The 25,005-nt window shown below is 70.1% G+C and carries 23 protein-coding genes; 15 read left to right on the forward strand and 8 right to left on the reverse strand.

Annotated features, from left to right (window positions below):
* Positions 1 to 16: 16 nt before the first annotated feature.
* The 5 genes from GVY64_RS04390 to GVY64_RS04410 all read left to right on the forward strand — a co-directional run bounded on the left by GVY64_RS04390 (position 17) and on the right by GVY64_RS04410 (position 5,184).
* Positions 17 to 466, forward strand: coding sequence for a GNAT family N-acetyltransferase (locus tag GVY64_RS04390; RefSeq protein WP_159839016.1), 450 nt, complete (start codon positions 17 to 19; stop codon positions 464 to 466).
* Between the two features lie 260 nt (positions 467 to 726).
* On the forward strand, positions 727 to 2,712 hold the full coding sequence (locus tag GVY64_RS04395) for a VWA domain-containing protein (RefSeq protein WP_236566623.1): 1,986 nt from the start codon (positions 727 to 729) through the stop codon (positions 2,710 to 2,712).
* 22 nt (positions 2,713 to 2,734) lie between these two features.
* Positions 2,735 to 3,349: a cob(I)yrinic acid a,c-diamide adenosyltransferase gene (gene cobO, locus GVY64_RS04400; protein ID WP_159839020.1), complete on the forward strand. Its 615-nt coding sequence runs from the start codon at positions 2,735 to 2,737 to the stop codon at positions 3,347 to 3,349.
* 79 nt (positions 3,350 to 3,428) lie between these two features.
* Positions 3,429 to 4,829 (forward strand): cobyrinate a,c-diamide synthase, encoded by a 1,401-nt coding sequence (locus tag GVY64_RS04405; protein ID WP_159839022.1) that lies wholly within the window; start codon positions 3,429 to 3,431, stop codon positions 4,827 to 4,829.
* Positions 4,816 to 5,184 carry a cobalamin biosynthesis protein gene (locus GVY64_RS04410; protein WP_159839024.1) on the forward strand — a complete coding sequence of 123 codons (369 nt, stop codon included), beginning with the start codon at positions 4,816 to 4,818 and terminating at the stop codon, positions 5,182 to 5,184. Before GVY64_RS04405 ends, GVY64_RS04410 begins: the two co-directional genes overlap by 14 nt.
* Before the next feature lie 41 nt (positions 5,185 to 5,225).
* Here the strand turns inward: GVY64_RS04410 and GVY64_RS04415 are convergent, their stop codons facing one another.
* On the reverse strand, positions 5,226 to 6,335 hold the full coding sequence (locus GVY64_RS04415) for a hypothetical protein (protein ID WP_236566612.1): 1,110 nt from the start codon (positions 6,333 to 6,335) through the stop codon (positions 5,226 to 5,228).
* Entirely contained in the window at positions 6,326 to 7,456 is a 1,131-nt protein-coding gene (locus GVY64_RS04420) for a phosphotransferase family protein (protein ID WP_159839026.1), read from the reverse strand. Before GVY64_RS04420 ends, GVY64_RS04415 begins: the two co-directional genes overlap by 10 nt.
* Positions 7,457 to 7,693: 237 nt before the next feature.
* Here GVY64_RS04420 and GVY64_RS04425 point away from each other — a divergent pair, with 237 nt between their 5' ends.
* On the forward strand, positions 7,694 to 9,055 hold the full coding sequence (locus tag GVY64_RS04425; RefSeq protein WP_236566613.1) for a DoxX family protein: 1,362 nt from the start codon (positions 7,694 to 7,696) through the stop codon (positions 9,053 to 9,055).
* Positions 9,056 to 9,156: 101 nt separating this feature from the next.
* Positions 9,157 to 10,512 (forward strand): DoxX family protein, encoded by a 1,356-nt coding sequence (locus tag GVY64_RS04430; protein WP_236566614.1) that lies wholly within the window; start codon positions 9,157 to 9,159, stop codon positions 10,510 to 10,512.
* Positions 10,513 to 10,521: 9 nt separating this feature from the next.
* Here GVY64_RS04430 and GVY64_RS04435 read toward each other — a convergent pair whose 3' ends face one another.
* Positions 10,522 to 10,965: a nucleoside deaminase gene (locus GVY64_RS04435; protein WP_159839165.1), complete on the reverse strand. Its 444-nt coding sequence runs from the start codon at positions 10,963 to 10,965 to the stop codon at positions 10,522 to 10,524.
* A 265-nt stretch (positions 10,966 to 11,230) separates the two neighbouring features.
* On the opposite strand from GVY64_RS04435, the gene cobA reads away from it, so the two are divergent.
* A complete protein-coding gene (cobA, locus tag GVY64_RS04440) occupies positions 11,231 to 12,505 on the forward strand; it encodes a uroporphyrinogen-III C-methyltransferase (RefSeq protein WP_159839028.1) in 1,275 nt (424 codons plus the stop codon).
* Positions 12,506 to 12,870: 365 nt separating this feature from the next.
* Complete coding sequence (locus GVY64_RS04445) at positions 12,871 to 14,331, forward strand: MFS transporter (RefSeq protein WP_159839030.1); 1,461 nt, start codon at positions 12,871 to 12,873, stop codon at positions 14,329 to 14,331.
* Positions 14,332 to 14,475: 144 nt separating this feature from the next.
* On the opposite strand, the gene GVY64_RS04450 is transcribed toward GVY64_RS04445, so the two are convergent.
* Positions 14,476 to 14,889, reverse strand: coding sequence for a PPOX class F420-dependent oxidoreductase (locus tag GVY64_RS04450; protein WP_159839032.1), 414 nt, complete (start codon positions 14,887 to 14,889; stop codon positions 14,476 to 14,478).
* A gap of 112 nt (positions 14,890 to 15,001) precedes the next feature.
* Complete coding sequence (locus GVY64_RS04455) at positions 15,002 to 16,492, reverse strand: CoA-acylating methylmalonate-semialdehyde dehydrogenase (RefSeq protein ID WP_159839034.1); 1,491 nt, start codon at positions 16,490 to 16,492, stop codon at positions 15,002 to 15,004.
* 196 nt (positions 16,493 to 16,688) lie between these two features.
* Here GVY64_RS04455 and GVY64_RS04460 point away from each other — a divergent pair, with 196 nt between their 5' ends.
* On the forward strand, positions 16,689 to 17,063 hold the full coding sequence (locus tag GVY64_RS04460; RefSeq protein WP_201297902.1) for an HD domain-containing protein: 375 nt from the start codon (positions 16,689 to 16,691) through the stop codon (positions 17,061 to 17,063).
* Here the strand turns inward: GVY64_RS04460 and yaaA are convergent.
* Positions 17,056 to 17,799 (reverse strand): peroxide stress protein YaaA, encoded by a 744-nt coding sequence (gene yaaA, locus GVY64_RS04465; RefSeq protein WP_159839167.1) that lies wholly within the window; start codon positions 17,797 to 17,799, stop codon positions 17,056 to 17,058. The two genes, GVY64_RS04460 and yaaA, sit on opposite strands and share 8 nt — an antisense overlap.
* A 58-nt stretch (positions 17,800 to 17,857) precedes the next feature.
* Between yaaA and GVY64_RS04470 the strand changes: the two genes are divergently transcribed.
* Entirely contained in the window at positions 17,858 to 19,615 is a 1,758-nt protein-coding gene (locus tag GVY64_RS04470; RefSeq protein WP_159839036.1) for a proline--tRNA ligase, read from the forward strand.
* A 169-nt stretch (positions 19,616 to 19,784) separates the two neighbouring features.
* Complete coding sequence (locus GVY64_RS04475) at positions 19,785 to 21,536, forward strand: acyl-CoA dehydrogenase family protein (RefSeq protein ID WP_159839038.1); 1,752 nt, start codon at positions 19,785 to 19,787, stop codon at positions 21,534 to 21,536.
* Positions 21,537 to 21,632: 96 nt separating this feature from the next.
* Here the strand turns inward: GVY64_RS04475 and GVY64_RS04480 are convergent, their stop codons facing one another.
* Together GVY64_RS04480 and GVY64_RS04485 are read right to left on the reverse strand one after the other, a co-directional pair.
* Positions 21,633 to 22,067: a ferritin-like domain-containing protein gene (locus GVY64_RS04480; protein WP_159839040.1), complete on the reverse strand. Its 435-nt coding sequence runs from the start codon at positions 22,065 to 22,067 to the stop codon at positions 21,633 to 21,635.
* The gene (locus GVY64_RS04485) at positions 22,064 to 22,660 is read right to left on the reverse strand and encodes a hypothetical protein (RefSeq protein WP_328820865.1); all 597 of its coding nucleotides are present in this window, start codon (positions 22,658 to 22,660) and stop codon (positions 22,064 to 22,066) included. Before GVY64_RS04485 ends, GVY64_RS04480 begins: the two co-directional genes overlap by 4 nt.
* 161 nt (positions 22,661 to 22,821) lie before the next feature.
* On the opposite strand from GVY64_RS04485, the gene rimP reads away from it, so the two are divergent.
* From rimP to GVY64_RS04500, 3 genes are all read left to right on the forward strand, one after another.
* Positions 22,822 to 23,487 carry a ribosome maturation factor RimP gene (gene rimP, locus GVY64_RS04490; protein WP_159839042.1) on the forward strand — a complete coding sequence of 222 codons (666 nt, stop codon included), beginning with the start codon at positions 22,822 to 22,824 and terminating at the stop codon, positions 23,485 to 23,487.
* On the forward strand, positions 23,484 to 24,515 hold the full coding sequence (nusA, locus tag GVY64_RS04495; protein WP_159839044.1) for a transcription termination factor NusA: 1,032 nt from the start codon (positions 23,484 to 23,486) through the stop codon (positions 24,513 to 24,515). The genes rimP and nusA overlap by 4 nt, the downstream gene beginning before the upstream one ends.
* A gap of 74 nt (positions 24,516 to 24,589) precedes the next feature.
* Positions 24,590 to 24,970, forward strand: a complete 381-nt coding sequence (locus GVY64_RS04500; RefSeq protein WP_159839046.1) for a YlxR family protein — start codon at positions 24,590 to 24,592, stop codon at positions 24,968 to 24,970.
* Positions 24,971 to 25,005 lie beyond the last annotated feature (35 nt).

Below are 25,005 nucleotides of genomic sequence, written 5' to 3' on the forward strand. Positions count from 1 at the left end.
GTGATAGCAAGGCGCGATGATGTCAACGGTTGTTCTCAAACGTTCATGGGCGCAGGATCTCGATACCGCGACGCTCTACCAGCTGTTGAAACTTCGCGTCGAAGTCTTCGTCGTCGAGCAGAAGTGCGCGTACCCCGAGCTGGACGGGAAGGACCTGCTTCCCGAGACGCGGCACTTCTGGCTCGATGACGAGGGCGAGGTCATCGCCACGTTGCGGCTGTGCGAGGAGCACCAGGACGGTGTGAAAAGTTTCCGCATCGGCAGGCTCTGTACCGCGGTGCCCGCCCGCGGGCACGGCTACACCACGCGACTGCTGCAGGCGGCGCTGGCCGAGGTCGGCTCGGCGACGGTGCGGCTGAGCGCCCAGAGCTACCTGATCGACCTGTACACCAAGCACGGCTTCAAGGTCGACGGCGAAGAATTCGACGAGGACGGCATCGCACACGTGCCGATGCGCCGGGGTTGATTCCCAGCGCCTGCGGCGCTGGGAACGGCGGATGCTCGGTCTCGCTTCGCTCGAAAGACGCGAGCGAGGTGAGCCGAGCGCGTCGGGTCCGTGAATGCACTGCTTCGAACGGTGCACCGAATCCGTGACCGGGACCGGCGCAACCCCGGCTGCCGTGCCGGTTCGCGTGAGTACGCATCGGTTCTGAATCGAAGGGCACTGTCGGGCCGATGCGGCCGCGCGCTTAGAGTTGGGGCGTGTCCGTGTCCCATGCCGAAACAGTGCCGACGTCCGACCAGCACAGCCGAACGCTTTCCGGTTCGGACGGTGAGGCGGGATTCCCCTTCTCGGCGGTGGTCGGGCAGGAACGGCTGCAGCTGGCGCTGATCCTCTGCGCGGTGCATCCCGGCATCGGCGGCGTGCTGGTGCGCGGTGAGAAGGGCACCGCGAAGTCGACCGTGGTGCGCGCGCTGGCGCAACTACTGCCACCGGTGGTCGACGAGACCGGCGCGCGGCCCGCCCGCTTGGTGGAGCTGCCGGTCGGCGCCACCGAGGATCGTGTGGTCGGCTCGCTGGACCTGGAGCGTGTGCTGCGGGACGGGGAGCAGGCGTTCCGTCCGGGCTTGCTGGCCGCCGCGCATCACGGCGTGCTGTACGTCGACGAGGTCAACCTGTTGCACGACCATCTGGTGGACGTGCTGCTGGACGCCGCGGCGATGGGCCGGGTGCACATCGAGCGCGATGGTGTGTCGCACTCGCACCCGGCGCGTTTCGTGCTGGTGGGCACGATGAATCCGGAAGAGGGCGAGTTGCGTCCGCAGCTGCTGGACCGGTTCGGGCTGACCGTGGACGTGGCCGCCTCCCGGGACGTGGACGTCCGCATGGCGGTGGTGCGCCGCAGGCTGGACTACGAGGCCGACCCGGCCGGGTTCGCCGCGCGGTACGCCGCGGCGGACCACGCGGTGGCCGAGCAGATCCTCGCCGCCCGCGACCGGCTGGGCCGGGTGACGCTCGACGACGTGGAATTGCGCCGGATCGCGGCGCTGTGCGCCTCGTTCGACGTCGACGGCATGCGCGCGGACCTGGTCGTGGCGCGCACCGCGACCGCCCATGCCGCCTGGCGCGGCGGCGACGCGGTGACCGAGGCCGACGTGCGGGTGGCCGCCGAGCTGGCGCTGCCGCATCGGCGCAGGCGGGATCCGTTCGACGAGCCCGGCATCAGCGAAGAACAGCTCGACGACGCCATGCGCGATGCCGCCGACCAGGCACGACGCGAGGAGACGTCCACGCCGAGCGGTACGTCCGAGCCGGACGGCACGCCTCGGGACGCCGGGGACCCCGACGGTGCTTCCGGCGACGACACGGACGGCCCCGACGACCCGTCGCCGCCCGACGGTCCGGGTGGCGGGCATTCGCGGGAAGGCCGCAGTGGCGCACCGGTTTCCGCTGGTGCGCGGACACCGCGCTGGGAGGTGCCCGGCGTCGGTGAAGGCGCTCCGGGACGCCGCTCCCGCGCGGAATCACGGCACGGTCGCGTGGTGCGTTCCAGCACGAACACCTCCTCGGGCCTGCACCTGCTCGGGACCGTGTTCGCGGCCGCGCCGCATCAGCGTTCCCGCGGACGCGGCGACGGGCCGTTGCTGCTGTCCGCCGACGACCTTCGCGGCGCGTATCGCGAAGGGCGGGAGGGCAATCTGATCGTCTTCGTCGTCGACGCGTCCGGATCGATGGCCGCCCGCGACCGGTTGTCCGCCGTCACCGGAGCGGTGGTCGCGCTGCTGCGCGACGCCTATCAGCGCCGGGACAAGGTCGCCGTGGTCACCGTGCGTGGCGCGGACGCCGAACTCGCGCTGCCGCCCACCTCGTCGGTCGACATCGCGGTGCGCCGACTGTCCGGAATGCGCACGGGCGGGAAGACGCCGCTGGCCGCGGGCCTGCTGAAGGCGCGGGAGGTGGTGCTGCGGGAGCGCGTGCGCGATCCGCGCCGCAGGCCGATGCTGGTGCTGCTCACCGACGGTCGCGCCACGGGCGGCGTCGACCCGGTTCCCCGCGCCCGTGCCGCTGCCCGTCTGCTCGCCCGAGACGCCGTGACCGCGATCGTGGTCGACTGCGAACGCGGCATGATCCGGCTCGGACTGGCCGCGGATCTGGCGCGTGACCTGCGCGGGGGATACCTGCGATTGGCCGAGTTGACCGGCGATTCGGTGGCCGACGTCGTTCGCGCGAGTTCGGGAGGCCCGGGCGGCACGTCGGTGCGGGCGGCCTGACTTTCCAGAATAAGGAGATTCGATGCCCAAGGGCGTTCCGGAAACTGTTCCCGACGACGGGTTGACCACGCGGCAGCGGCGCAATCAGCCCGTGCTCGCCGTGCACACCGGGCCGGGCAAGGGCAAGTCGACGGCCGCGTTCGGGATGGCGCTGCGGGCCTGGAACCAAGGTTTCGACGTGGCGGTGTTCCAATTCGTGAAGAGCGCCAAGTGGAAGGTCGGGGAGGAAGCCGCCTTCCGCGCCCTCGGCGCGCTGCACGAGCAGACCGGCGCGGGCGGCCCGGTCGAATGGCACAAAATGGGCGAGGGCTGGTCGTGGACCCGCAAGCAGGGCACCGAGCAGGACCACGCGGCGGCCGCTCTGGCCGGCTGGCAGGAGATCGCCCGCCGCCTGCGGGCCGAACAGCACCGCTTCTACGTCCTCGACGAATTCACCTACCCCCTCAAATGGGGCTGGGTGGACGTGGCGGAGGTCGTCGCCGCGCTCCGCGACCGCCCCGGCAACCAACACGTCGTCATCACCGGCCGCGACGCACCCGCAGCCCTCCTGGACGCCGCCGACCTCGTCACCGAAATGACGAAACTCAAGCACCCCATGGACGCGGGCCGCAAAGGCCAACGAGGCATCGAATGGTGACTCCGGTGAGTGGCACATCCTTGCGGCGAATCGCGCGAGGCCCACACGATGGTGTGCCACTCGCGCCGCGGGGGCGGGGATGAGGGCCGTGGTGGTGGCGGCGCCGGCGTCGGGGAGTGGGAAGACGACGGTGGCCACGGGGTTGGTGGGGGCGTTGCGACGGGTCGGGCATCGGGTGGCGCCGTTCAAGGTGGGGCCCGATTACATCGATCCGGGGTATCACGGGCTGGCGGCGGGGCGGCCGGGGAGAAATCTGGATCCGGTGCTGGTGGGGGCGCAGCGGGTGGTGCCGTTGTACCGGCACGGTGCGCAGGGGTGCGACCTCGCTGTGGTCGAGGGCGTGATGGGGCTGTTCGACGGCCGGATCGAGCAAGACCACTCCGGTCCGGTGGCCGAGGGGTCGACGGCACAGGTGGCTGCCCTGCTGGGGGCGCCGGTCGTGCTGGTGGTGGATGCGCGGGGGCACAGCCAGAGCCTGGCGGCGCTGCTGCACGGATTCGCCACCTTCGACAGCGGCGTCCGGCTCGGGGGTGTGATCCTCAACCGGGTCGGCAGCGAACGGCACGACCAGGTGTTGCGCGCCGCCTGCGATCGCGTCGGCCTGCCCGTGCTCGGATCGTTGCCGCGGATGGCCGACCTCGAGGTGCCGTCCCGGCATCTCGGCCTGATCCCCGCCGTGGAACACGGTGCCGCCGCGACGGCGGCGGTGGCGGCGATGACCGATCTCGTCGCCGCGCACGTGGACCTGCCCGCCATCGCGGCACTCGCGCGCTCGTCGGTCACCGGACCGGCGTGGGATCCGGCCGAAGCCGTGCGTGGTCTCGAAGGGGCCGGGGAGATATCCGCCGGGGAGGAGCCGCTGATCGCCGTCGCGGGTGGCCCCGCGTTCACGTTCGGCTATGCCGAGCATCGGGAGCTGTTGGTGGCGGCGGGGGCGCGGGTGGTCGTGTTCGATCCGCTGCACGACGAATTGCCTACCGGGACAGCGGGCTTGGTGCTACCGGGTGGCTTTCCCGAGGAACACGCCGCGGAGCTGGCCGCCAATTCCGGCCTGTTGCGGGCAGTGGCCGAAGCCGCACGGCACGGGATGCCGGTGCACGCGGAATGCGCCGGGCTGCTGTATCTGACCCGCTCGCTGGACGGGCATCCGATGGCCGGGGTGGTGGAGGCCGACGCCGCGTTCGGGCCGCGCCTGACCCTCGGTTACCGGGACGCCGTCGCGCTGGCCGACTCGCCGTTGTGGCGGGCCGGGGAACGGGTCCGCGGTCACGAATTCCACCGCACATGCCTGGTGTCCGCGCCGCCACGAAGCCCGGCGTGGGGCTGGCTCGGCAGCGCGGGAGAGCGCGTGCGGGAGGGCGCGCTGAGCGGCAACGTGCACGCCTCGTACCTGCACACCCACCCGGCGGGGAATCCCGAGGCGGTGGTGCGATTCGGCACGGCGGCAGCGCGGTTCGCGAGCTCTCGTGCCCTCGGCTGAGGTCGTCGTCGGCATCGGCCTGCGACGGGGCACGTCGGCCGAGACGATCCGCGCCGCACTGCGCGAGGGCGTCGCAGATCACCGGATCGCGGGCCTGGCCACCATCGCGCGGCGCCGGGCCGAACCCGGACTGCTCGCTGTCGCTGCGGACCTTCAGGTCCCGCTGCGGTCTTTCTCCGCCGAGGAACTGTCGGTCGTCGCGGTGCCCAACCCGGGAGACCGGACCCGAACGGCCGTCGGCACGGCGAGCGTCGCGGAGGCCGCGGCGCTGCTTGCCACCGGCGGCGGGCCGCTGGTGCTGCCCAAGCGCGTGGTGCACGGCGTGGTGCTCGCGGCCGCACTGTACCGGCGGTAGCGCCGGATCGGACGAGGCGCGCCGCGGTACGGGCGGTTGTGTCAAGGTGCGACCGAGCCCCAGTCGGCGAACCCGGTGGGATCGTGGCGGCCGATGCTGGCGTGTTCGAACAGGCCCCAGCCTTCGGCGTCGCCGCAGCGGGCCCGGGCGACGTGGTCGATCACGCCGTATGGGGTGCGGGCGACGATGGCCGGGTCGGTGAGGTCGTAGCGGCCCGAGGACGACCAGTCGCGGCCCTTCCACTGGCCGTGCTGCCAATCGGGATCGCCGCCGTAGCCACAGCCGACGTGCAGCGGGACGCCGATGCCCGGCGTGATCTCGATCTCCAGGGGCTTGCCGTCCGGCGTGGTCAGTTCCAGTCGCGCACCGATCGGCAGCCGGGTGCCGGACCGGTAGTCGATCGAGATCCGAGGCCAGCCGAGCTGTTCGGTGCGTCCGTCGGGCCAGATCCGGGTCGCGTCGTTGAGCGTGCGCCTGCCGTCCGGCTCCTCCTGCACGATGACGACGACGGCGAATTCCTCGAAACGCAGCGGCACGTACAGCCACCAGAATCCGCCCGAGGGCTCGGCGGCCGCGCGGCCCGGCGGCTCGGTCTCGCCGACCGGGCGGATGCCCCACGAGCGGTCCCTGGTCCCGGTCCACACCGCCGGGTCGACCGCGATGTCGTCACCGTCGATGTGCAGCGTCCCCGCCCACGAGCCGACCTGCGCGAACCGGGAAGCATCGATGATCGGCCGGTTGCCCGCGAGGATGAGATGCGGTTGCTCCTGCACGGCGGGGAAGGCGCCGGTCCAGGTGAGGTCGAAGCCGAGGTCGTCGTGGTCGCAGACCACCCGGATGCGCCGCAGCGGCTCCAGCACCTCGACCCGGTAGCCGCCGACGCGCTGGTCGAGGCTCCGGTCGCCGAGCGCGTCGGAGAAGCGCACCGCGCGCACCGTGTCGCCGCGGCGCACGGCGGCGTAGGCGTCGGTCACCCCGAGGTTGGGGTACACGCCGAGACCGGTGATGAGGAAGGTGCCGCCGTCACGGTCGTGGGCGTTGAAGTAGCTGCGGTCGTAGAAGTTGCGGTCGCTGGATGCCACACGGGCCAGCGAAAGCGGGGTCTGATGGATGGGGTACTCGTCCAAAGGCGCAGGCATGGTCAGTCCCATTCGTAGGTTCCGTCGAGCAGCGCTTCCAGGCTTGCCCGGTGCATGACGTAGTCGTCGCGATCCCGCGTGTCGGTGTCCTCGCCGAAGTGGATCATCCTGCGCTTGATCCGTGCCATCACGATCGCGTGCCGCAACGCGGCGTAGACGATGTAGAAGTCGAGATCGCGCACCGTATGACCGGTCAGCGCTTCGTATTTCGACACCACGTCGTCGCGGCGCAGGAAATCCGGGAGCCCGGGCTGGCCGAATCGGGTGGCCAGGTCCTGGAAGAACCGGTGGATGAAGATCACCCAGCCGAGGTCGAGTTCACGCGGCGCGAGCGCGGCCATCTCCCAGTCCAGCACCGCCACCGGGTCGAAGTCACGGTAGATGATGTTGCCGGGGCGGGCGTCGCCCCAGCTGAGCACGTCCGGACCCGGATCGGCGGGCCAGTGCTCGTCCAGCCACGCGAAACTCCGCTCGATCAGCGGGATCTCGAAGCCGTCGTCGGCGAGCGCCCAGCGGTACCACGAGCGCTGCGCCTCGACGTGCCTGCGCAGCGATTCGCCGGGTCCGTTCAGCATCGGGAACAGGGCCGCGGGGTCGGGGATGCCGTGGATTCTGGCGATCACCTCGACGGTGTTGTGTGTGAGCCGCAGACGTTCGGCGGGATCGGCGTCGAACAGCCAGCCGACGAACACGTACGGCGGGTTGTCGGTCGGTATCCGTCCCTCGACGCGGCGCATCACGAAGAACGGCGCGCCCAGCGGCTTCTCGTCGTTCTCCAGCCAGCACAAGCCCGGCACCGGCACGTCGGTCGCCGCGGCCACGCCCGCCATCACCTGGTACTGGGTGGCCAGGTCGTAGGTCTCGAAGACCGGGAACGACCCGGCATCGGGCGCCATCCGCGCGACGAACGCCCCGCGTTCCGTGTGCCCCCCGGCGCTCCACTCGGCATCGAACAGGATCGACGTGCTGGACATGCCCCCGGACTGCGGACGGGACAGATCGGAGATCCGGGGCAGGTCGTCCGACTCGACTCTCGTCCGTAGCCAGCGCGCCAGGTCCCCGGCGAGCGTCTCCAGGTCGCGTTCGCTGACGGTCAGCTGCTGTCGCTGTGCCGGGTCCGGATCGTCGGCCATCTTGTCCTCCTGACACGTGCTGCCCGGGGTGCACCGCGCGGGTGCGCCGGGATACGCGACTGTAACGCGTTCTAGTTCTCGGTGGGCCGGAACCGCGAACGAATTCCGGCACGCACGGTGGGGCGGGCACGTAGGCCGAAAGAAGGATCCGGAAATCCAGGGTTTTCCCGGAGGTCATCCCATGACCTGGTCGGATACCTTCGGCTCGCGAAAGTGTCGGCCGACGAGGAGGGCGATGTGCGTACCGTCGAGACGGAGGTGGTGTCGCCCGGTATCGGCGAGACCGCGACCGGTGCCGAGCGACCCTGGAGCCTGCCCGCCCGGATCGCGTTCCGCTTCGTCTTCGCCTACTTCGGTCTGTTCTGTGTGCTGTTCGCGCAGATCCTCTTCGTGTTCACCGGCATCCTGAGCAGGTGGCTGCCGGAAAACGCGATCCAGTGGCAGATGCGCGTGACGAGCCCGCTGGTGAGCTGGGTCGGCGACCAGGTCTTCGGCGTGGATGCCGTCTTGCACGAGGACTCCGGCAGCGGCGACCAAGCCGCCATCTGGCTGCTGATCCTCTGCGAGTTCGTCGCGGCGGTGCTGATCACGCTGGTCTGGTCGATCCTCGATCGGCGCCGCCGGGAGTACACGACACTGCGCAACTGGTTCGTGGCGTTCGTGCGGCTGTGCTTGGGCGGTCAGATGCTCTTCTACGGTCTGGCCAAGGCGATTCCGGCACAGATGCCCGCGCCGTCGCTCACCGCGCTCCTGCAACCGTACGGGACGATGAGCCCTGCCTCGGTGCTCTGGAACCAGGTCGGCGCCGCGCCCGCGTACGAAATCCTGCTCGGCACGGCCGAAGTGCTCGGCGGTCTGCTGCTGTTCCTGCCCCGTACCGCGACGGCGGGCGCGTTGCTCAGCCTGGTGAGCATGGCGCAGGTCTTCGTGCTGAACATGACCTACGACGTGCCGGTGAAGATCCTCTCGTTCCACCTGCTGCTGCTCGCCCTGGTCGTGCTGGCGCCGCAGGCCGGGCGGTTGGCGAATCTGCTCGTGCTGGAACGCCCGTCCGAACCGGCCACCCAGCCCCCGCTGTTCGGTTCCCGCCGTGCGAACCGGATCGCCGCGGCGGTGCAGGTGGCGCTGGGGCTGTGGGTTCTGATCGGGGGCGCGCACATCGGCTGGCAAACCTGGCGCGAGTCGGGCGACGGCGCGCCGAAGCCTCCGCTGTACGGCATCTGGACCGTCGGCGAGTTCACCAGGGACGGGCATCCCACGCCCCCGCTGATCACCGACGAGGGCCGCTGGCGCCGGTTGATCTTCGATCGCGAGCACACGACGGTGCAGAAGATGGACGACTCGTTCCTGCCCGTCGTGGCCGTCGTCGACGAAGCCGCGCACACCCTCGTGCTGTCGGAGGCGCCGCGATCGCCGGACGCCAAGCCCGCGCGTCTGGGCGCCTTCACCTTCACCCAGCCCGCCACCGACACTGTGCACCTGACCGGTGAGCTGAACGGGACCCCGGTGACGCTGTCGCTGGACCGGATGGACCTGAACTCGTTCCCGCTGCGCAGCCGGGGCTTCCATTTCGTGCAGGAATACCCGTACTTCCGCTGATCCGAGTCCGGCGGCGGCTCACGATCCCGCCGAAACGCCGCTACGGCCGCCGCAGTTTTCGATACCTTCGGTCTGCACCGACTCGGACTGGAGGGACCGCCGTGACCGAAGCGATCCTCGACCGGACGGAAGCCGCGGACGCGGAGCGTTCCGGTATCCGTCCCTGGCGCGCGACGACCCGGGTGGCTTTCCGCTTCGGTTTCCTGTACTTCGGGCTGTTCTGCCTGGTGTACCCGTCGATCGTTCCGGAGTTCCTCGGACTGGCGCGCGAATGGCTGCCGGACTGGGTGAACTCCGGCGTCGCCCGCGCGCTGCGCCCGCTGGTCGAGTGGACCGGTACCCAGGTGTTCGGCACATCCGTCGCGGCGAACACGGCGTCGATCAGCGGCGACCAGGCCTACTTCTGGGTGCTGGTGTTCGTCCTGCTCGTGGTCGCGGTGCTCGCAACGCTGGTCTGGAGCGCGCTGGATCGGGACCGGCCGCACTACCGGGCCCTGCAGCCGTGGTTCCTGCTGTTCGTGCGGTTGTGCCTGGCCGGGCAGTTGATCGCCTACGGCATGGCGAAGGCCGTTCCCACTCAGATGCCGCCGACGCCGCTGAGCCGGCTGCTCGAGCCCTACGGGAATTTCACTCCGATGGCGGTGCTGTGGAATCACATCGGGGTGTCGCCGCAGTACGAAATCCTGCTCGGCTGCGCGGAATTGCTCGGCGGCGTGCTGTTGTTCGTACCGCGCACCGCGCTGGTGGGCGCGATGCTGAGCCTGGTCTGCACGACACAGGTGTTCGTGCTCGACATGACCTACGACGTGCCCGCGAAGATCCTGTCGTTCCACCTGATGCTGTTGTGCCTGGTGCTGCTGGCGCCTGAGGCCGGGCGTCTGGTGAACGTGCTCGTGCTGGATCGGCCGACCGGACCGTCCACCACGCCGCCGCTGCTGCGCACGCCGCGGGCGAATCGGATCGCGGCCGCGGTGCAGATCGCACTCGGGGTGTGGTTGGTGTTCTCGAACGCGTACACCGGCTGGGAAAGGTGGACCGAACAGGGGGCCGGGCGACCGGAACCTCCGTTGTACGGCATCTGGGCGGTCACCGAGTTCAGCGTGGACGGCAAACCGCTTCCACCGCTGACCACCGACCAATTGCGTTGGCAGCGCGTCGTCTTCGACCGCGACGGGGCTTCCTTGCAGCGGATGGACGGGCAGTTGGTTCCGATGCTCGCCCTGGTGGATCCCGGCGCGCGCACGCTGGTCATGGTCGCCCCACCGGCAGCCGTCGGCGACCGGCCACAACCCGTGGCCGGTTTCGGATTCGACCGGCCCGGCCCCCAGCGGCTGACTCTGACCGGCACGCTGGCCGGACAGCCGGTCTCGATGGCGCTGACCTCGGTCCCGCTCGACGACTTCCCGCTGCGCAGCCGCGGATTCCACTGGGTGCAGGAATATCCGTACTTCCGCTGAGCCGGCGGCTCAGGCCTCGAGATCGTCGGCGGACCCGATGTCCTCGTGCCACAGCGCGGGATGCTCGGCGATGAACCGGCTCATCAGATCGATGCAGCGCCGGTCCTCCAGGACGGTGACCGCGACGCCGTGCCCGGCGAGCCACTTGTGCCCGCCGGAGAAGGTCTGCGACTCTCCGACCACCACCGCGCCGATGCCGAACTGGCGGACCAGGCCGCTGCAATACCAGCACGGCGAAAGCGTGGTGACCATGACGGTGCCGCGGTAGTCGCGCCGCCGTCCCGCCGCGCGGAACGCGTCGGTCTCGGCGTGCATGCTGGGGTCGCCCGACTGGACCCGGCGGTTGTGCCCGCGCCCGAGCAGCGTGCCGTCCGCGTCGAAGAGGGCGGCGCCGATCGGGATACCGCCTTCGGCGAGTCCGCGCAGCGCCTCGTCGTAGGCCACGTCGAGCAGTCGTTCCGGTGTGAGCTGCTTCATCGTCCGCCTTTCCAGCGACTCCACCGCAACCTACCGCCGCGGACCGCCGGATCGCTCGTTACCGCTGGTCACAGTTGTCGGCCGGGGCGGTGGTCGACGCCTCGGCCGTCCGCGGCCGCGCCCTCTCATCGCTGCGAACCGGCTTCGACTACCCGCGACTTCGCTCGTCGCCGCTGCTCGAGACGAGAGGCGTGCCGGTCGATTGCCGGTGCCGGACGGCTACGCCGTAGGCTCGAAACTTGTGCCGAACACGTCAGACGCAACGCAAGACCAGCCGACCGGCGACCCGAACTACCTGGTCGGGCTCGATCTGCACGGACGGCGTGTCGTCGTGGTCGGCGGTGGGTCGGTCGCGCAGCGCCGACTGGGACTGCTGATCGCCTCCGGCGCGGACGTCCACGTGGTGAGCCGTGCGGTCACGCCCGCGGTCGAGGGGATGGCGACCTCCGGACAGATCACCGTCACGCTGCGCGCCTACGCCGACGGCGATCTCGACGGCGCCTGGTATGCGATCGCGTGCACCGACGAACCGGAGACCAACGCGGCGGTGGTCGCCGAGGCGACCCGGCGGCGGATCTTCTGCGTGCGTGCCGACACGGCGCGGCTGGGCACCGCGGTCACCCCGGCCACCGCGCGCTACGACGGGCTGACGCTCGGCGTGCTGGCGAGCGGGCAGCACCGGCGCTCGGCGGCCGTGCGCAACGCGTTGCTGGAAGCTCTGCAATCCGGTGTGGTGAGCGACGACTCGACGCCGATCGCGCCCGGCGTCGCCCTGGTCGGCGGTGGTCCGGGCGATCCCGACCTGATCACCGTGCGCGGGCGGCGGCTGCTGGCCAGAGCGGACCTGGTGGTCGCCGACCGGCTCGCGCCGCCGGAACTGCTGGCCGAACTCGGGCCGGAGGTCGAGGTGGTCGACGCCGCCAAGATCCCGTACGGGCGGGCGATGGCGCAGGAGGCGATCAACAACGCGCTGATCGAAGGCGCGAAGGCGGGCAAGTTCGTGGTCCGGCTCAAGGGCGGCGACCCCTACGTGTTCGGGCGCGGCTACGAGGAACTCGAGGCCTGTGTGGCCGCCGGGGTCCCGGTCACGGTGGTGCCCGGCGTCACCAGTCCGATCTCGGTGCCCGCCGCCGCCGGCATCCCGGTGACCCACCGCGGCGTCACCCACGAGTTCGTGGTGGTGAGCGGGCACGTCGCGCCGGATCATCCGGATTCGCTGGTGGACTGGCCCGCGCTGGCCCGCCTGCGCGGCACCCTGGTGCTGATGATGGCGGTGGAGCGGATCGAGCAGTTCGCCACCGCGCTGCTGGAGGGCGGCCGTCCGGCGGGCACACCCGCCACCGTCATCCAGGAAGGCACGCTGCGCACCCAGCGCGTGCTGCGCGCCGATCTCGGCACGGTGGCCGCCCGGGTGCGCGCCGAAGGCATCCGCCCGCCCGCGATCGTGGTGATCGGCCCGACCGCCGGTTTCTCCGCCGACGCGATCATCCCGCACGCCGACTCCGCGGCGGGCTAGCGTTCACAGCCGTAACGGGGATCAGAAGCCGCGAGACCGCTTCGCAGTGACCGACGCGGTGGCAACACCGCGCATGTCGTACCGGTGTCGGTGCCCGGCTCGATATAGGGGAGCAGGGGTGGGCACGGGTGATTCGGCCGAGATGTCGACCGGCCGGTTCGCTGGACTGCTCGTCGTCAGCCGGAAGGACCAGGGACTATGCCTGATCGCGCCGAGCCGGGACAGCCGGTGGTCCGCGCCGGCCGCGACCGGCCGGATCACCGGGACCGCTCCCCATCGCGCGTGCGGCCGGATCGGTGGGTGGACAAATACGGCAGCGGCATCAATTACAGTGACTCACTGTGCTTCGGAACCCCGCTGCGACGATGCAGTATCCAGTGACGCAGCGGGCCTTCGGGCTCGCGATCCTAGTGCTGAGCGGATTGCAGCTCATGGTCGTGCTCGACGGCACGGTCGTGATCTTCGCGCTGCCGCGGCTGCAAGAGGAGATGGGATTGTCCAGCGCGGGCAGCGCGTGGACGGTGACCTCCTACGGGCTCACCTTCGCGGGCCTGATGCTGCTCGGCGGCCGGCTCGGCGACGCTTTCGGCCGCAAGCGCATGCTCGTCGTCGGCGTCGCGGTGTTCACGCTGGCCTCGCTGCTGTGCGGGCTCGCGCAGAACCAAGCCATGCTGCTGGCGGCGCGGGCCCTCCAGGGCGCGGGCGCGGCGGTCGCGGCGCCCACCGCGTTCGCGCTGGTGGCGACGACCTTCGCGCCGGGCAAGGCACGCAACCAGGCGATCGCGATCGTCGGCTCGATGGTCGGCATCGGCTCCGTCGGCGGGCTCGTGGTCGGCGGCGCGCTGACCCAGCTGTCGTGGCGATGGATCTTCCTGATCAACGTCCCGATCGGCGCGCTGATCATCCTCGGCGCGGCCTACAAGCTCGCCGACACCGAACACCACCGTTCGGCCCTCGACATTCCGGGCGCGGTGCTCGGCACCATCGCCTGCGCGTCGATCGTGTTCGGCGCCACCGAGGGCCCGGAGCTCGGATGGGGGCATCCGGCGATCATCGGCTCGCTGATCGCGGGCGTTGTGCTGCTGATCGTTTTCGTGGCGCTGGAACGGCGGGTGGACGACCCGCTGCTGCCGTGGTCGCTGTTCGACAGCCGCGACCGTGTCGCCACCTTCCTGCTGATCTTCCTGGCCGGCGGAGTGCTCGGCGCGATGACCTTCTTCGTCGCGCAGTTCATGCAGAACGTCATCGGATACGGTCCGCTCAAGGCGGGCGTCGCGGCGATCCCGTTCACCGTCGGCATCGGCATCGGCGGCGCGGTGGCGTCCAAGGCCGCGCTGTACGTCGCGCCGCGCTGGCTGCTCGCGGGCGCGGCCGTGGTGCTCGGCGTGGGACTGCTGTTCGGTTCGACCCTGGACGGCGAGGTGCTGTACTTCGCGACGCTGCTGCCGCTGCTGGTGGTGATCGGTTTCGGCGTCGGCATCGCGATGGTGCTCTCGCCGCTGTGTGTGCTGGTCGGTGTGCCGCCGGCCAATATCGGCCCGCTGGCGGCGGTCGGGCAGATGTTCATGAACCTGGCCACCCCGGTGGCCATCGGCCTGCTCACGCCGATCGCCGCCTCCCGCACCCTGTCGCTCGGTGGCCGCACCGAGAAGGTGGCCGGGATGACATCCGCGGAGATCGCCGCGCTGGGCGACGGCTACACCCTGGTGCTGTTCGTCTGCGCCCTCATCGCGTTCGCGGCCGGACTGGTCGCCTTGACACTGCGCTTCACCCCGCAACAACTGGCCATGGCCCAGCACGCGCAGGAAGAAGCACAGCAAGCGTGAGTGGCTGAATCGGTCCTACAGCGGCGTATGCCTTGGAGCCGCCGTGTGCGCAGCCGCCGCGTGCGTGACGAAGTCGCAAGCGGTGGTCGCGCACACGCGAGCCATAAGGGGGCCGCGGACACCCCGCGCCGAAGGCGCTGGAGATCAGAACCGCCCCGCGACACGGCGGGGTGTGACGCGCACGATGATGCGCGGGCCGTCGTTGACGGAGGCGGGGTTGAAGTCCGCGTACTTCTGTCCGGTGTACTTGGCCGACAACTCGTTGGGCAGGGTCTTCTCCGGGTCGGGCGTGATGGTCGCGCTGCCGCGGATCTCCGCGTAGACATACGGGTTGTCCGGCGGGTTGATCAGCACGGTGATGCGCGGGTCACGCGCGAGGTTCTTGCCTTGCTGACGATCGGTGGTGGTGGAGAAGAGCAGGTCGTCGCCGTCGCGCTTCAGCCAGATCACGGTCAGATGCGGTTGCCCGTTGGGTCCGATCGTGGCCGCGGTGGCGAAGACCTTCTCTTCGTCCAGGTACTTCTTGAGGCCGTCGGAGAGTTCTGCGGTGCTGGTCACGTTCTGAGCGAACAGCGGCGCGCCGCAAGGAATTCCCGTCGACTCGGCGTACACGGTCGTCGAAGACACGGTGGGCCGAACGAGGTGCCGATCCGCCGACATGGAGTCGTCCCTACCGGTTCTGCGGGAAGCCGAGGTTGAGTCCGCCGTGGCTGGGATCGAGCCAGCGGGTGGTGACCGCTTTGGTACGGGTGAAGAAACGCACGCCGTCGGAGCCGTGCGCGTGCGCGTCACCGAACAGCGAGTTCTTCCAGCCGCCGAAGCTGTAATAGGACATCGGAACCGGGATCGGCACGTTGATGCCGACCATCCCGACTTCGACCTCGTTGTGGAAGCGGCGAGCGGCGCCGCCGTCGTTGGTGAACAGCGCGGTGCCGTTGCCGTAGGGATTGGTGTTGACCAGGGCCAGCGCGTCGTCGTAGGTGTCGACGCGCACCACCGACAGCACGGGGCCGAAGATCTCGTCGGTGTAGACGCTCATGTCCGTGCCGACGTTGTCGAGAATCGTCGGCCCGAGCCAGAACCCGTCGGTCGCGCCGTCGGCTCGAACGCCCCGCCCGTCGAGAACCACGGTGGCTCCGGCGGACTCGCCCGCCGCGATGTAATCCGCGACGCGGTCGCGGTGCGCGCGGGTGACCAGCGGCCCCATGTCCGCGCCGCGGGCGCCGTCGCCGGTCTTGATGGTCGCGGCCCGTTCGGCGATCTTCCCGACCAGCTCGTCGGCCGTCCCGCCTACGGCGACCACCACGCTGATCGCCATGCAGCGCTCGCCCGCCGAGCCGAATCCGGCGTTCACCGCGGCGTCGGCTGCCAGGTCCAGGTCCGCGTCCGGTAGCACCACCATGTGGTTCTTCGCGCCGCCGAGCGCCTGCACCCGCTTGCCCGCGGCGGTGCCGCGTTGATAGACGTATCGGGCGATCGGCGTCGAGCCGACGAACGAGACGGCCTTGACGCCCGGGTTGTCCAGCAGTTCGTCGACCGCGACCTTGTCGCCCTGCACCACCGTGAACACGCCCGCGTGCAATTCGGCTTCGGCCCACAGCCGCGCCAGCCACAGCGACGGGGACGGGTCCTTCTCGCTCGGTTTGAGCACCACCGTGTTGCCCGCGGCGATGGCGATCGGGAAGAACCACATCGGCACCATCGCGGGGAAGTTGAACGGCGAGATGATCGCGACCGGGCCGAGCGGCTGGCGGATGGAGAAGATGTCGACCTTGGTCGAGGCGTTCTCGGTGTAGCCGCCCTGGAGCAGATGCGGGATACCGCAGGCGAACTCGACGACTTCCAGGCCGCGGCTCACCTCGCCGATCGCGTCCGCGAGCACCTTGCCGTGTTCGGCGGTGATCAGCCGGGCCAGCTCCTCCTTGCGCTCGTTCAGCAGCTCACGGAAACGGAACAGGATCTGCGTGCGCCGGGTCAGCGAGGTGTCCCGCCACGCAGGAAAGGCCTTCGCGGCGGAATCGATCGCCGCGCGGGTGTCGGCGACGTTCGCCAACACGACCTCCCCGGTCACCACGCCGGTCGCCGGATCGGTCACATGGGCTGTCGTCTCGCCGGTGCCCGGGTAGGCCTTGCCGTCGAGCCAGTGCGCGATGGTCTGCATGTCTCCTCGATTCGCTCGGTGAGCATCGGCGGTGCCGCGGGTTGGCGCCGCTCCCTCCCGATCCTCGAGGCGCGGCCCACTACCACTGTCCGGCATACACCCTTCCCGATGTGCCGGCGATCGGTGGCGAGATCAGCGATGACCATCGATTTCGGTCGACGCTGCTCTGCGTGGCCGATGTGCCGGGTCATCGGTCGTGCCGGTCGACCCAGCCGGTGCGCAAGGTGCACGTGGGCGAAATGGCCTGCTGACGCCCCTGCCGCGCCACCCGACTCACCGCACGGCCGCCGACGATCGCAACGGCAACGTGCTCTGCGACACCGACCTCGCGATCCTCGCCGCCGACGCGACCGGCTACGCCGCCTACACGCGGGCCGTGCGGGCGGAGTACCGGCACGTCCCGGACGCTGTGTTCCGCGCGGGCCGCGCGGCGGTGCTGCGGGAACTGGCCGAGCAGCCGTACCTGTTCCGGACACCCATCGCGCGCCGCCGGTACGAATCGCAAGCACGTGCCGACCTCGAAGCCGAACTCGCCGCGCTCACCGGCGGACCGCCGGACGCACTCAGGTGACGATCAGAAGCTCGGTGGGAGAGGCGATCTCGATTCGCAGCCCCGCCTTCGCCGCCACCCGCGCGACACCCCGCACGTCGGCTGGTTCCGCTCTGGTGAGCACGAGGGCCCGCGCCAGCAGGCCCTTGTGGTGCTTGTTGAAGTGACTCACCACCGTGCGTGAGCCGTCCGGATGCTCGGTGAGCACGTTGGCGGTGATCGCACCGGGCACCCGCCCCAGCTGCTGATAGGTGCCCGAGCGCAGGTCGACCACGAGTTCACCGCCGGCCTCGGCGAGCAGGGCGGTGCCCAGCTCATCGCGCCACACCGCCGAAAGGGTCGGCAGCCCGGGCAGTTTCGAGCCGCCGGACAGGCGATAGGCGGGAATCGGGTCACCGGCGCGAACCGCGCCGAAGAGGGCGGAGCCGATGCCGAGCCGCGCGTACGCCTTGGCTCGCTGCGCCTTGGTGAACGAGCGCGCGTCGAGCGCGTCGTAGAGGACGCCGGTGTAGCGCTCCAGCGCGGGACGGGTCGGTGAGGTGCGCAGTGCCGCGTTGCGCGCGATCTCGCCGTCGGCTCCCTTGCCGAGACCGAGCGCGGCCCGGGAGCCTTCCGGGTCGGCCGCCAACCGCACCACTTCCTCGATCAGCCGGGCGCGCACCGCCGTGAGCTGCGGCATCGCCAGTGAGTCCAGTGCCAGGGGCGCCCCGGCGCCGCCATCGGACTTGGTTTCGGAGGGAGGCAGCAGCACCAGCACGAACGAATACGGTAATGCGCTGGGACCGGCGTCCGGCCAGCGACTACCCTGTGCTTCCGTGATCACCCGCCTCTCCCGCCTGTTCCTGCGAACCCTCCGCGACGATCCCGCCGACGCCGAGGTGCCCAGCCACAAACTCTTGGTCCGTGCCGGCTACGTGCGCCGCATCGCCCCGGGTGTCTACTCGTGGCTGCCGCTGGGCCTGCGCGTGCTGCGCAAGGTGGAGGATGTGGTGCGCGAGGAGATGGACGGGATCGGCGCCCAGGAGATCTCACTACCCGCGCTGCTGCCGCGCGAACCGTACGAGACCACCAACCGGTGGACCGAGTACGGCGACGGCCTGTTCCGGCTGCGCGACCGCAAGGGCGCGGACTACCTGCTCGGCCCCACCCACGAGGAGCTCTTCGCGCTCACCGTGAAGGGCGAGTACAGCTCCTACAAGGACCTGCCGGTCACGCTGTACCAGATCCAGACCAAGTACCGCGACGAGGAGCGCCCCCGCGCGGGCATCCTGCGCGGGCGCGAGTTCGTCATGAAGGATTCCTACTCCTTCGACCTGGACGAGGACGGCCTCGAGGCCAGCTACCACGCACATCGCCAGGCCTACCAGCGCATCTTCGACCGGCTGCGGGTCGAGTACGTGATCGTGGCGGCCACCTCGGGCGCGATGGGCGGCAGCGCGTCGGAGGAATTCCTCGCCGACAGCCCGGTCGGCGAGGACACCTATGTGCGCTGCCCGGAATCCGGCTACGCGGCCAATGTGGAGGCGGTGGTCACGCCCGCTCCCGAACCGCTGCCGATCGAAGGGCAGCCCGAGGCCGTGGTGCACGACACTCCGGACACCCCCACCATCGCGACGTTGGTGGACTGGGCCAACGGCGCCGGTATCGCCGAGCGCTACGGCCGCCCGGTCACCGCGGCCGATACCTTGAAGAACGTCATGGTCAAGCTGCGCCACCCGGACGGGAAGAGCGAGATCGTCGGTATCGGCATCCCCGGTGACCGCGAGGTCGACGACAAGCGCCTCGGAGCCTCGGTCGAACCGGCCGAGGTGGAACTGCTCACCGAAGCGGATTTCGCCGAGAATCCGTTCCTGGTCAAGGGGTACATCGGTCCGAAGGCGCTGCAGGCCAACGGTGTCCGCTACCTGGTCGATCCGCGTGTCGGCACCGGCACCAGCTGGATCACCGGCGCCGACGAACCGGGCAGGCACGTCGTCGGCCTGGTCGCGGGCCGCGACTTCACCCCGGACGGGACCATCGAGGCCGCCGAGGTCCGCGACGGCGACCCCTCGCCCGACGGCCGGGGCACGCTGGTGGCGGCGCGCGGCATCGAGATCGGCCATATCTTCCAGCTCGGCAACAAGTACACCGACGCGTTCGAGGTGGACGTGCTCGGCGAGAACGGCAAGCCGGTGCGGCTGACCATGGGCTCCTACGGCATCGGCGTCTCGCGCATGGTCGCGGTGATCGCCGAGCAGCAGCACGACGACAAGGGATTGCGCTGGCCCGCGGCGGTCGCGCCGTACGACGTGCACGTCGTCATCGCGAACAAGGACGACGCGGCCCGCGTCGGCGCCGAAGAGGTGGTGTCCGGCCTGCACGCCCAGGGCCTGGACGTGCTCTTCGACGACCGCACCGCCTCGCCGGGGGTGAAGTTCAAGGACGCCGAGCTGCTCGGCATGCCCCTGGTGCTGGTGATCGGCCGTGGCTGGGCCGAGGGCAAGGTGGAGCTGCGCGACCGCTTCACCGGCGAGACCGAGCAACTCCCCGCCGCGTCCGCGGTGGACGCGGTCGTGGCCAAAGTGCGGGGCTGATCCGATGTCGAAACGGCCCTCGGCGTGACCGCGCCGGGGGCCGTTTCGCTGTTCGCGCCGAACCCATGGCGCACCGCGCGGCTACCTACGCCACCGTAACCTGAATTCGCTGGTCACAGATCCGCGGACCTCGTCCACGCTGCTGTTACCCGCTGGTAAGTTAACCGGCATGACAAACACCGACGCGCGGTTGTTCAACCCGGCCACCTATGACCCGCAGCAATTCGACGCCGAGACGCGGCGCCTGTTGCGCGCCACGATCGAGTGGTTCGAGGGCCGGGGTAAGCAGCGTCTGCTCGCCGACGACGCGAACGCGGTGTGGACGGCCGACTTCCTCGACTTCGTGAAGAAGGAGAAGCTGTTCGCCACCTTCCTGACGCCCGCCGCGTACGCCGACGGCGATCCCGACCGTCGCTGGGACGCCGCGCGCAACGCAGCGCTGTCGGAGATCTTCGGCTTCTACGGTCTGGCGTACTGGTACGCCGAGCAGGTGACCATCCTCGGCCTCGGCCCGATCTGGCAGAGCGACAACGAGGCGGCCAAGAAGCGCGCGGCCGCCGATCTGGCCGACGGCGAGGTGATGGCGTTCGGTCTGTCCGAGCAGACCCACGGCGCCGACATCTACAACACCGACCTGGTGCTGACCCCGAGCGAGCCGGGTAGCGCGGACGCCGAGGCGGGCATCCTGTTCCGCGCCGACGGGGAGAAGTACTACATCGGCAACGGCAACGTGGCCAGCATGGTATCGGTGTTCTCCCGCCGCGCCGACCTCGAGGGCGCCGACGCCTATGTCTGGTTCGCCGCCGACTCCCGCCACGAGAACTACCGTCTGCTCGGCAACGTCGTGCATCAGCAGATGTACGTGAGCACCTTCCGGCTGGAGAACTACCCGGTGCGCGCCGAGGACATCCTGCACACCGGGCCCGAGGCCTTCTCCGCCGCGCTGAACACCGTGAACGTGGGCAAGTTCAACCTCTGTCACGGCGGCATCGGCATGGTCGAGCATTCGTTCTACGAGGCGATCACCCACGCGAACAACCGGATCCTCTATGGCAATCCGGTCACCGACTTCCCGCACGTGCGGTCGAATTTCGTCGACGCCTACGCGCGCATCGTCGCGATGAAGCTGTTCAGCGACCGCGCGATCGACTACTTCCGCAGCGCGAGCCTGGAGGACCGTCGGTACCTGCTGTTCAACCCGATGACGAAGTCCAAGGTGACCTCCGAGGGCGAGACCGTCATGACGTTGCTGTTGGATGTGCTGGCCGCCAAGGGATTCGAGAAGAACACCTACTTCGCCGAGGTCCAACGGTTGATCAGCACGCTGCCCCGGCTGGAGGGCACGGTGCACGTGAACGTCGGGCAGATCCTGAAGTTCATGCCCAACTACCTGTTCGACCCGCAGGACTACCCGGAGATCGGGACCCGGCAGGACGCGGCCGACGACGAGTTCTTCTGGCGCCAGGGCCCCGCGCGCGGGGCGGGCAAGGTGCGCTTCGCCGACTGGACCCCCGTCTACGACAAGCACGCCGACATCCCCAATGTGGGCCGGTTCTACCAGCAGGCGCAGGCGCTGCGCACGCTGCTGACCACGGCGGCGCCGGACGCGGACCAGCAGAAGGACCTGGACTTCATGCTGACCATCGGCCACCTGTTCTCCCTGGTGGTCTACGGCCAGTTGATCCTGGAGCAGGCCGCGATCACCGGTCTGGATCGGGACCTGATCGACCAGATCTTCGACTTCCAGATCCGCGATTTCAACGCCTACGCCACCGCCCTGTACGGCAAGCCGTCCGCCACCCCCGACCAGCAGGGCTGGGCCGCGTCCGCGCTGCGGCCACCGGTCGCGGACCGTCCGCGCTTCGACCGGGTGTGGGCCGAGGTGGCGTCCTACGACGGCGCCTACGAGATGCGGCCGTAGCGGTCGCGTGTCGAGCGAACGGCGGCCCGAGCTGTCGGCGGCCGCCGTTCGCGTCGTTCCTTTGCCGCGCAGCAGATCTCGTGCCCGGCCGCCGGGTCAGACCTTGCCGGGAAACGCGACAGTGGGCGGATTCGCGCCGAGGATCGACTGCCACGCGGCCAGCCGGACGGCGGCCTCGGTGAGCGCTTCGACACCGGTGCGCCGGATGGCCATGGAGTCGGCGCGCTCGACCACCGACCGCCAGGCGACCGCGGTGTCGGACTCGACCGTCACGGCCAGCCGGGCGGCCGAGATCGGATCGGTCACGGCGAACGGCACCGTGTAGGCCGCGTCCGGCGGTGGCGCCGTCGCGCCGCCCAGTGCGAGGGTGTCCACGGTGGCGTCGCGGCGAGCCCGGTGCGCGGCGGTGTGCTCGGCGACCACTCTGGTGCGCTCGGGCGAAGCGTAGGCGGCGATCACCCCGTAGGCGTATACCGCGCCGTATTCGGCGTTCAGCGCGTCGATGAGCGCTCGGCGTTCGTCCTCGGTCATGCCAGCAACACCCCCGCCTGCACCGCGCAGGCCGCGCTGATCGACGCGAGCAGACCGGCTCGGTAGCCGGTCAGAGCGCGAGCGAGCTCGGCCGACGATTTCTGGGCCGCGGTGAGCTGCGTACGCAGCGAATCCACGCTCGGCGGCGTGGTGGGCGGCACGGCGCTGCCCGAAGCCACGGCCGACGGGCCGGATGCACTGGCGCGCGTGCGGTGCGCCGGTTTGGTGCCGTCGGCGTAGACGCCGATCGCGCGGTCGATCTCGGTGCGCAAGGCGTCGGCGTGGGCGGTGCGCTCGGTCGCGATCGCCGACAACGCGGCGTGCCGATCGGGTGCGATGACGATGGCCGCGGCCGCGGCCGCGGCGTCGGCGCGCGCGGCGATCTCCTGTGCGGCAAGCGGATCCGGCTCGTGAACCACGTCGTCACCGGTGCACCCGGCCAGCGCGCCGAGGGCGAGCACCCCGGCCGTTCCGCCGCCCGCGAGACGGAGCGCGGTGCGGCGATCCACGGCGGTGCGGTGGGACTCGTGCCGGTCGGATGGCATGCCGGTGATGCGCCCGGCACGCGGCGGGGCGGGAAGGCGGATGGGCACGGCACTATCGTGCCAGACTCGCGAGGCTGCGCCGGACCAGCGTCGGTCGTGGCGTGCGCAGTCCTCGACCACTGGTCCTTTACACTCTCGTGGCGCGTTACGCTAGACCTTCGGTAGAGAATTCTCCCGCCGCGTCACAACTGAACCAGGAGCCGCCCCACATGCCGATGCCGACCGAGGAAAGGGTGAGCCAGCTCGTAGCTGGTCTCGTCGAACGCCGAGGATTCGACCTCGAGGGCGTCGAGATCTCGACGGCGGGCGCGCGCGTGGACGCGCAGGCTCGGGTGCAGGTGACCGTGGACCGCGACACCTCCGATCTGGACTCCCTGGCGAATCTGAGCACCGAGTTGTCGGCGCTGCTGGACGACGCGGGGGAGTTCGGCGAGACGCCCTACCTGCTGGAGGTCACGACCCCCGGAATCGACCGCCCGTTGACCGCCGCCCGGCACTGGCGGCGGGCGCAGGGGCGGAAGGTGCGCGTCCGGCTGCGTGCGGGTGCGCAGCCGCCGGAAGGGTCGGCGACCTTCGAGGCCAGGGTCGGCGCGCTCACCGCAGATTCCGTGGCGCTGGTGCTCGGCGGCAAACGGAACCCGCACCGGGTGACCGTTCCGCTGGCCGACATCGCCACGGCCGTCGTCCAAGTCGAGTTCTCGCCCCCGGGCGCGCGGGAACTGGAACTCGCGGGCGGAGTCGTTCCGGGGCGGCCGACTCCGGGTCAGGAAGACGCGGTGGCGGTCGACGACGCCGCGCAGCTTCGAGGAACACCGAATGCACCATCCGAATCCGTAACAGCGTCCGATTCGCCGACCGAAGGGATCGTGGAATGAACATCGAAATCGAAGCCCTGCGCGCGATCGTCGCCGACAAGGGGATCTCGATCGAGACCGTGATCTCCGCGATCGAGTCGGCGCTGCTCACCGCGTACCGCCACACCGAGGGCCACCAGCCCAACGCGCGCATCGACATCAACCAGAAGACCGGCGTGGTCCGGGTGATGGCGCGCGAGGTGGACGCCGACGGCAACGTGATCTCCGAATGGGACGACACCCCGGAGGGTTTCGGCCGGATCGCGGCGACCACCGCCAGGCAGGTCGTGCTGCAGCGGTTGCGCGACGCGGAGAACGAGAAGTCCTTCGGCGAGTTCTCCACGCACGAGGGCGACATCGTCGGCGGCGTCGTGCAGCGTGACGCGCGCGCCAACGCCCGCGGCACCGTCGTGGTGCGCATCGGCAGCGAGCTGCACGGCACGGAGGGATTGATCCCGCCCGCCGAGCAGGTGCCCGGCGAGACCTACGAGCACGGCGACCGGATCAAGTGTTACGTCGTCGGCGTCTCCCGTGGTCCGCGCGGCCCGCAGATCACGCTCTCGCGCACCCACCCCAACCTGGTGCGGCGGCTGTTCGCGCTGGAGGTGCCGGAGATCGCCGACGGCTCGGTGGAGATCGTCGCCGTGGCCAGGGAGGCGGGACACCGATCCAAGATCGCGGTGCGCACCACGGTGCCCGGTGTCAACGCCAAGGGCGCCTGTATCGGGCCCATGGGGCAGCGCGTACGCAACGTGATGAGCGAACTGGCCGGCGAGAAGATCGACATCATCGATTACGCCGAGGATCCGGCGACCTTCGTCGGTAATGCGCTCTCCCCGTCGAAAGTGGTATCGGTCACCATTGTGGACGCCGAGGCCAGGGCGGCCCGCGTCGTGGTGCCCGATTTCCAGCTCTCGCTGGCCATCGGCAAGGAGGGGCAGAACGCCCGTCTGGCCGCCCGGTTGACCGGCTGGCGCATCGATATCCGCAGCGACGCCGCTCCCGGTGACATGGGCGGATCCGTGCGGACGGAGGCGCATCGGAGTTGACCGGAGCCCGCCCGCGGAGTGCTCGGGATGACAGGTTCGTAACTTCCGCGGGGGAGGGGTTCGGCGTTCCGAGCATGGCAGCGGTAGAGTGGTCCAAGGTTCAGTCCGAGCCTTCGGCTTCGACGCCCGATCGCACTACCGAGCAGCACCCGGCGCACCAGCGCCGAGCCGCTCCCGTGCGGACGTGTATCGGATGCCGGAAGCGCGAGCTGGCCGTCGATCTGTTGCGGATCGTGGCTCGGGACCGTGAGACCGGAGACGGCTCCCACGTCCTCGAAATCGTTCCCGATCCGCGGCGCAGACTTCCCGGACGGGGTGCCTGGTTGCACCCCCTTTCGGCTTGTCTGCTCGCGGCAGAGCGGCGCCGAGCGATCGGCAGAGCACTACGAGTGTCCGGACATCTGGATATCTCAGCCCTGGAGCATTACCTCGAGAACAGGCACGAGCACTCATGAGCACACCGTGAAGTACCAACGATGAACGTCCATCG

Source organism: Nocardia sp. CY41 (genome assembly GCF_009829325.1).
Lineage (GTDB): Bacteria > Actinomycetota > Actinomycetes > Mycobacteriales > Mycobacteriaceae > Nocardia.

What these genes read in the sequence shown, in the direction of transcription:
- GVY64_RS04475 (WP_159839038.1), top strand. Translation starts at nt 19,785, where the DNA reads ATGACAAACACCGACGCGCGGTTGTTCAACCCGGCCACCTATGACCCG.
- cobO (WP_159839020.1), top strand. Translation starts at nt 2,735, where the DNA reads ATGCCCAAGGGCGTTCCGGAAACTGTTCCCGACGACGGGTTGACCACG.
- GVY64_RS04415 (WP_236566612.1), bottom strand. Translation starts at nt 6,335, where the DNA reads ATGGGACTGACCATGCCTGCGCCTTTGGACGAGTACCCCATCCATCAG.
- rimP (WP_159839042.1), top strand. Translation starts at nt 22,822, where the DNA reads ATGCCGATGCCGACCGAGGAAAGGGTGAGCCAGCTCGTAGCTGGTCTC.
- GVY64_RS04390 (WP_159839016.1), top strand. Translation starts at nt 17, where the DNA reads ATGATGTCAACGGTTGTTCTCAAACGTTCATGGGCGCAGGATCTCGAT.
- GVY64_RS04500 (WP_159839046.1), top strand. Translation starts at nt 24,590, where the DNA reads ATGGCAGCGGTAGAGTGGTCCAAGGTTCAGTCCGAGCCTTCGGCTTCG.
- GVY64_RS04420 (WP_159839026.1), bottom strand. Translation starts at nt 7,456, where the DNA reads ATGGCCGACGATCCGGACCCGGCACAGCGACAGCAGCTGACCGTCAGC.
- GVY64_RS04445 (WP_159839030.1), top strand. Translation starts at nt 12,871, where the DNA reads ATGCAGTATCCAGTGACGCAGCGGGCCTTCGGGCTCGCGATCCTAGTG.
- nusA (WP_159839044.1), top strand. Translation starts at nt 23,484, where the DNA reads ATGAACATCGAAATCGAAGCCCTGCGCGCGATCGTCGCCGACAAGGGG.
- GVY64_RS04480 (WP_159839040.1), bottom strand. Translation starts at nt 22,067, where the DNA reads ATGACCGAGGACGAACGCCGAGCGCTCATCGACGCGCTGAACGCCGAA.
- GVY64_RS04405 (WP_159839022.1), top strand. Translation starts at nt 3,429, where the DNA reads ATGAGGGCCGTGGTGGTGGCGGCGCCGGCGTCGGGGAGTGGGAAGACG.
- GVY64_RS04455 (WP_159839034.1), bottom strand. Translation starts at nt 16,492, where the DNA reads ATGCAGACCATCGCGCACTGGCTCGACGGCAAGGCCTACCCGGGCACC.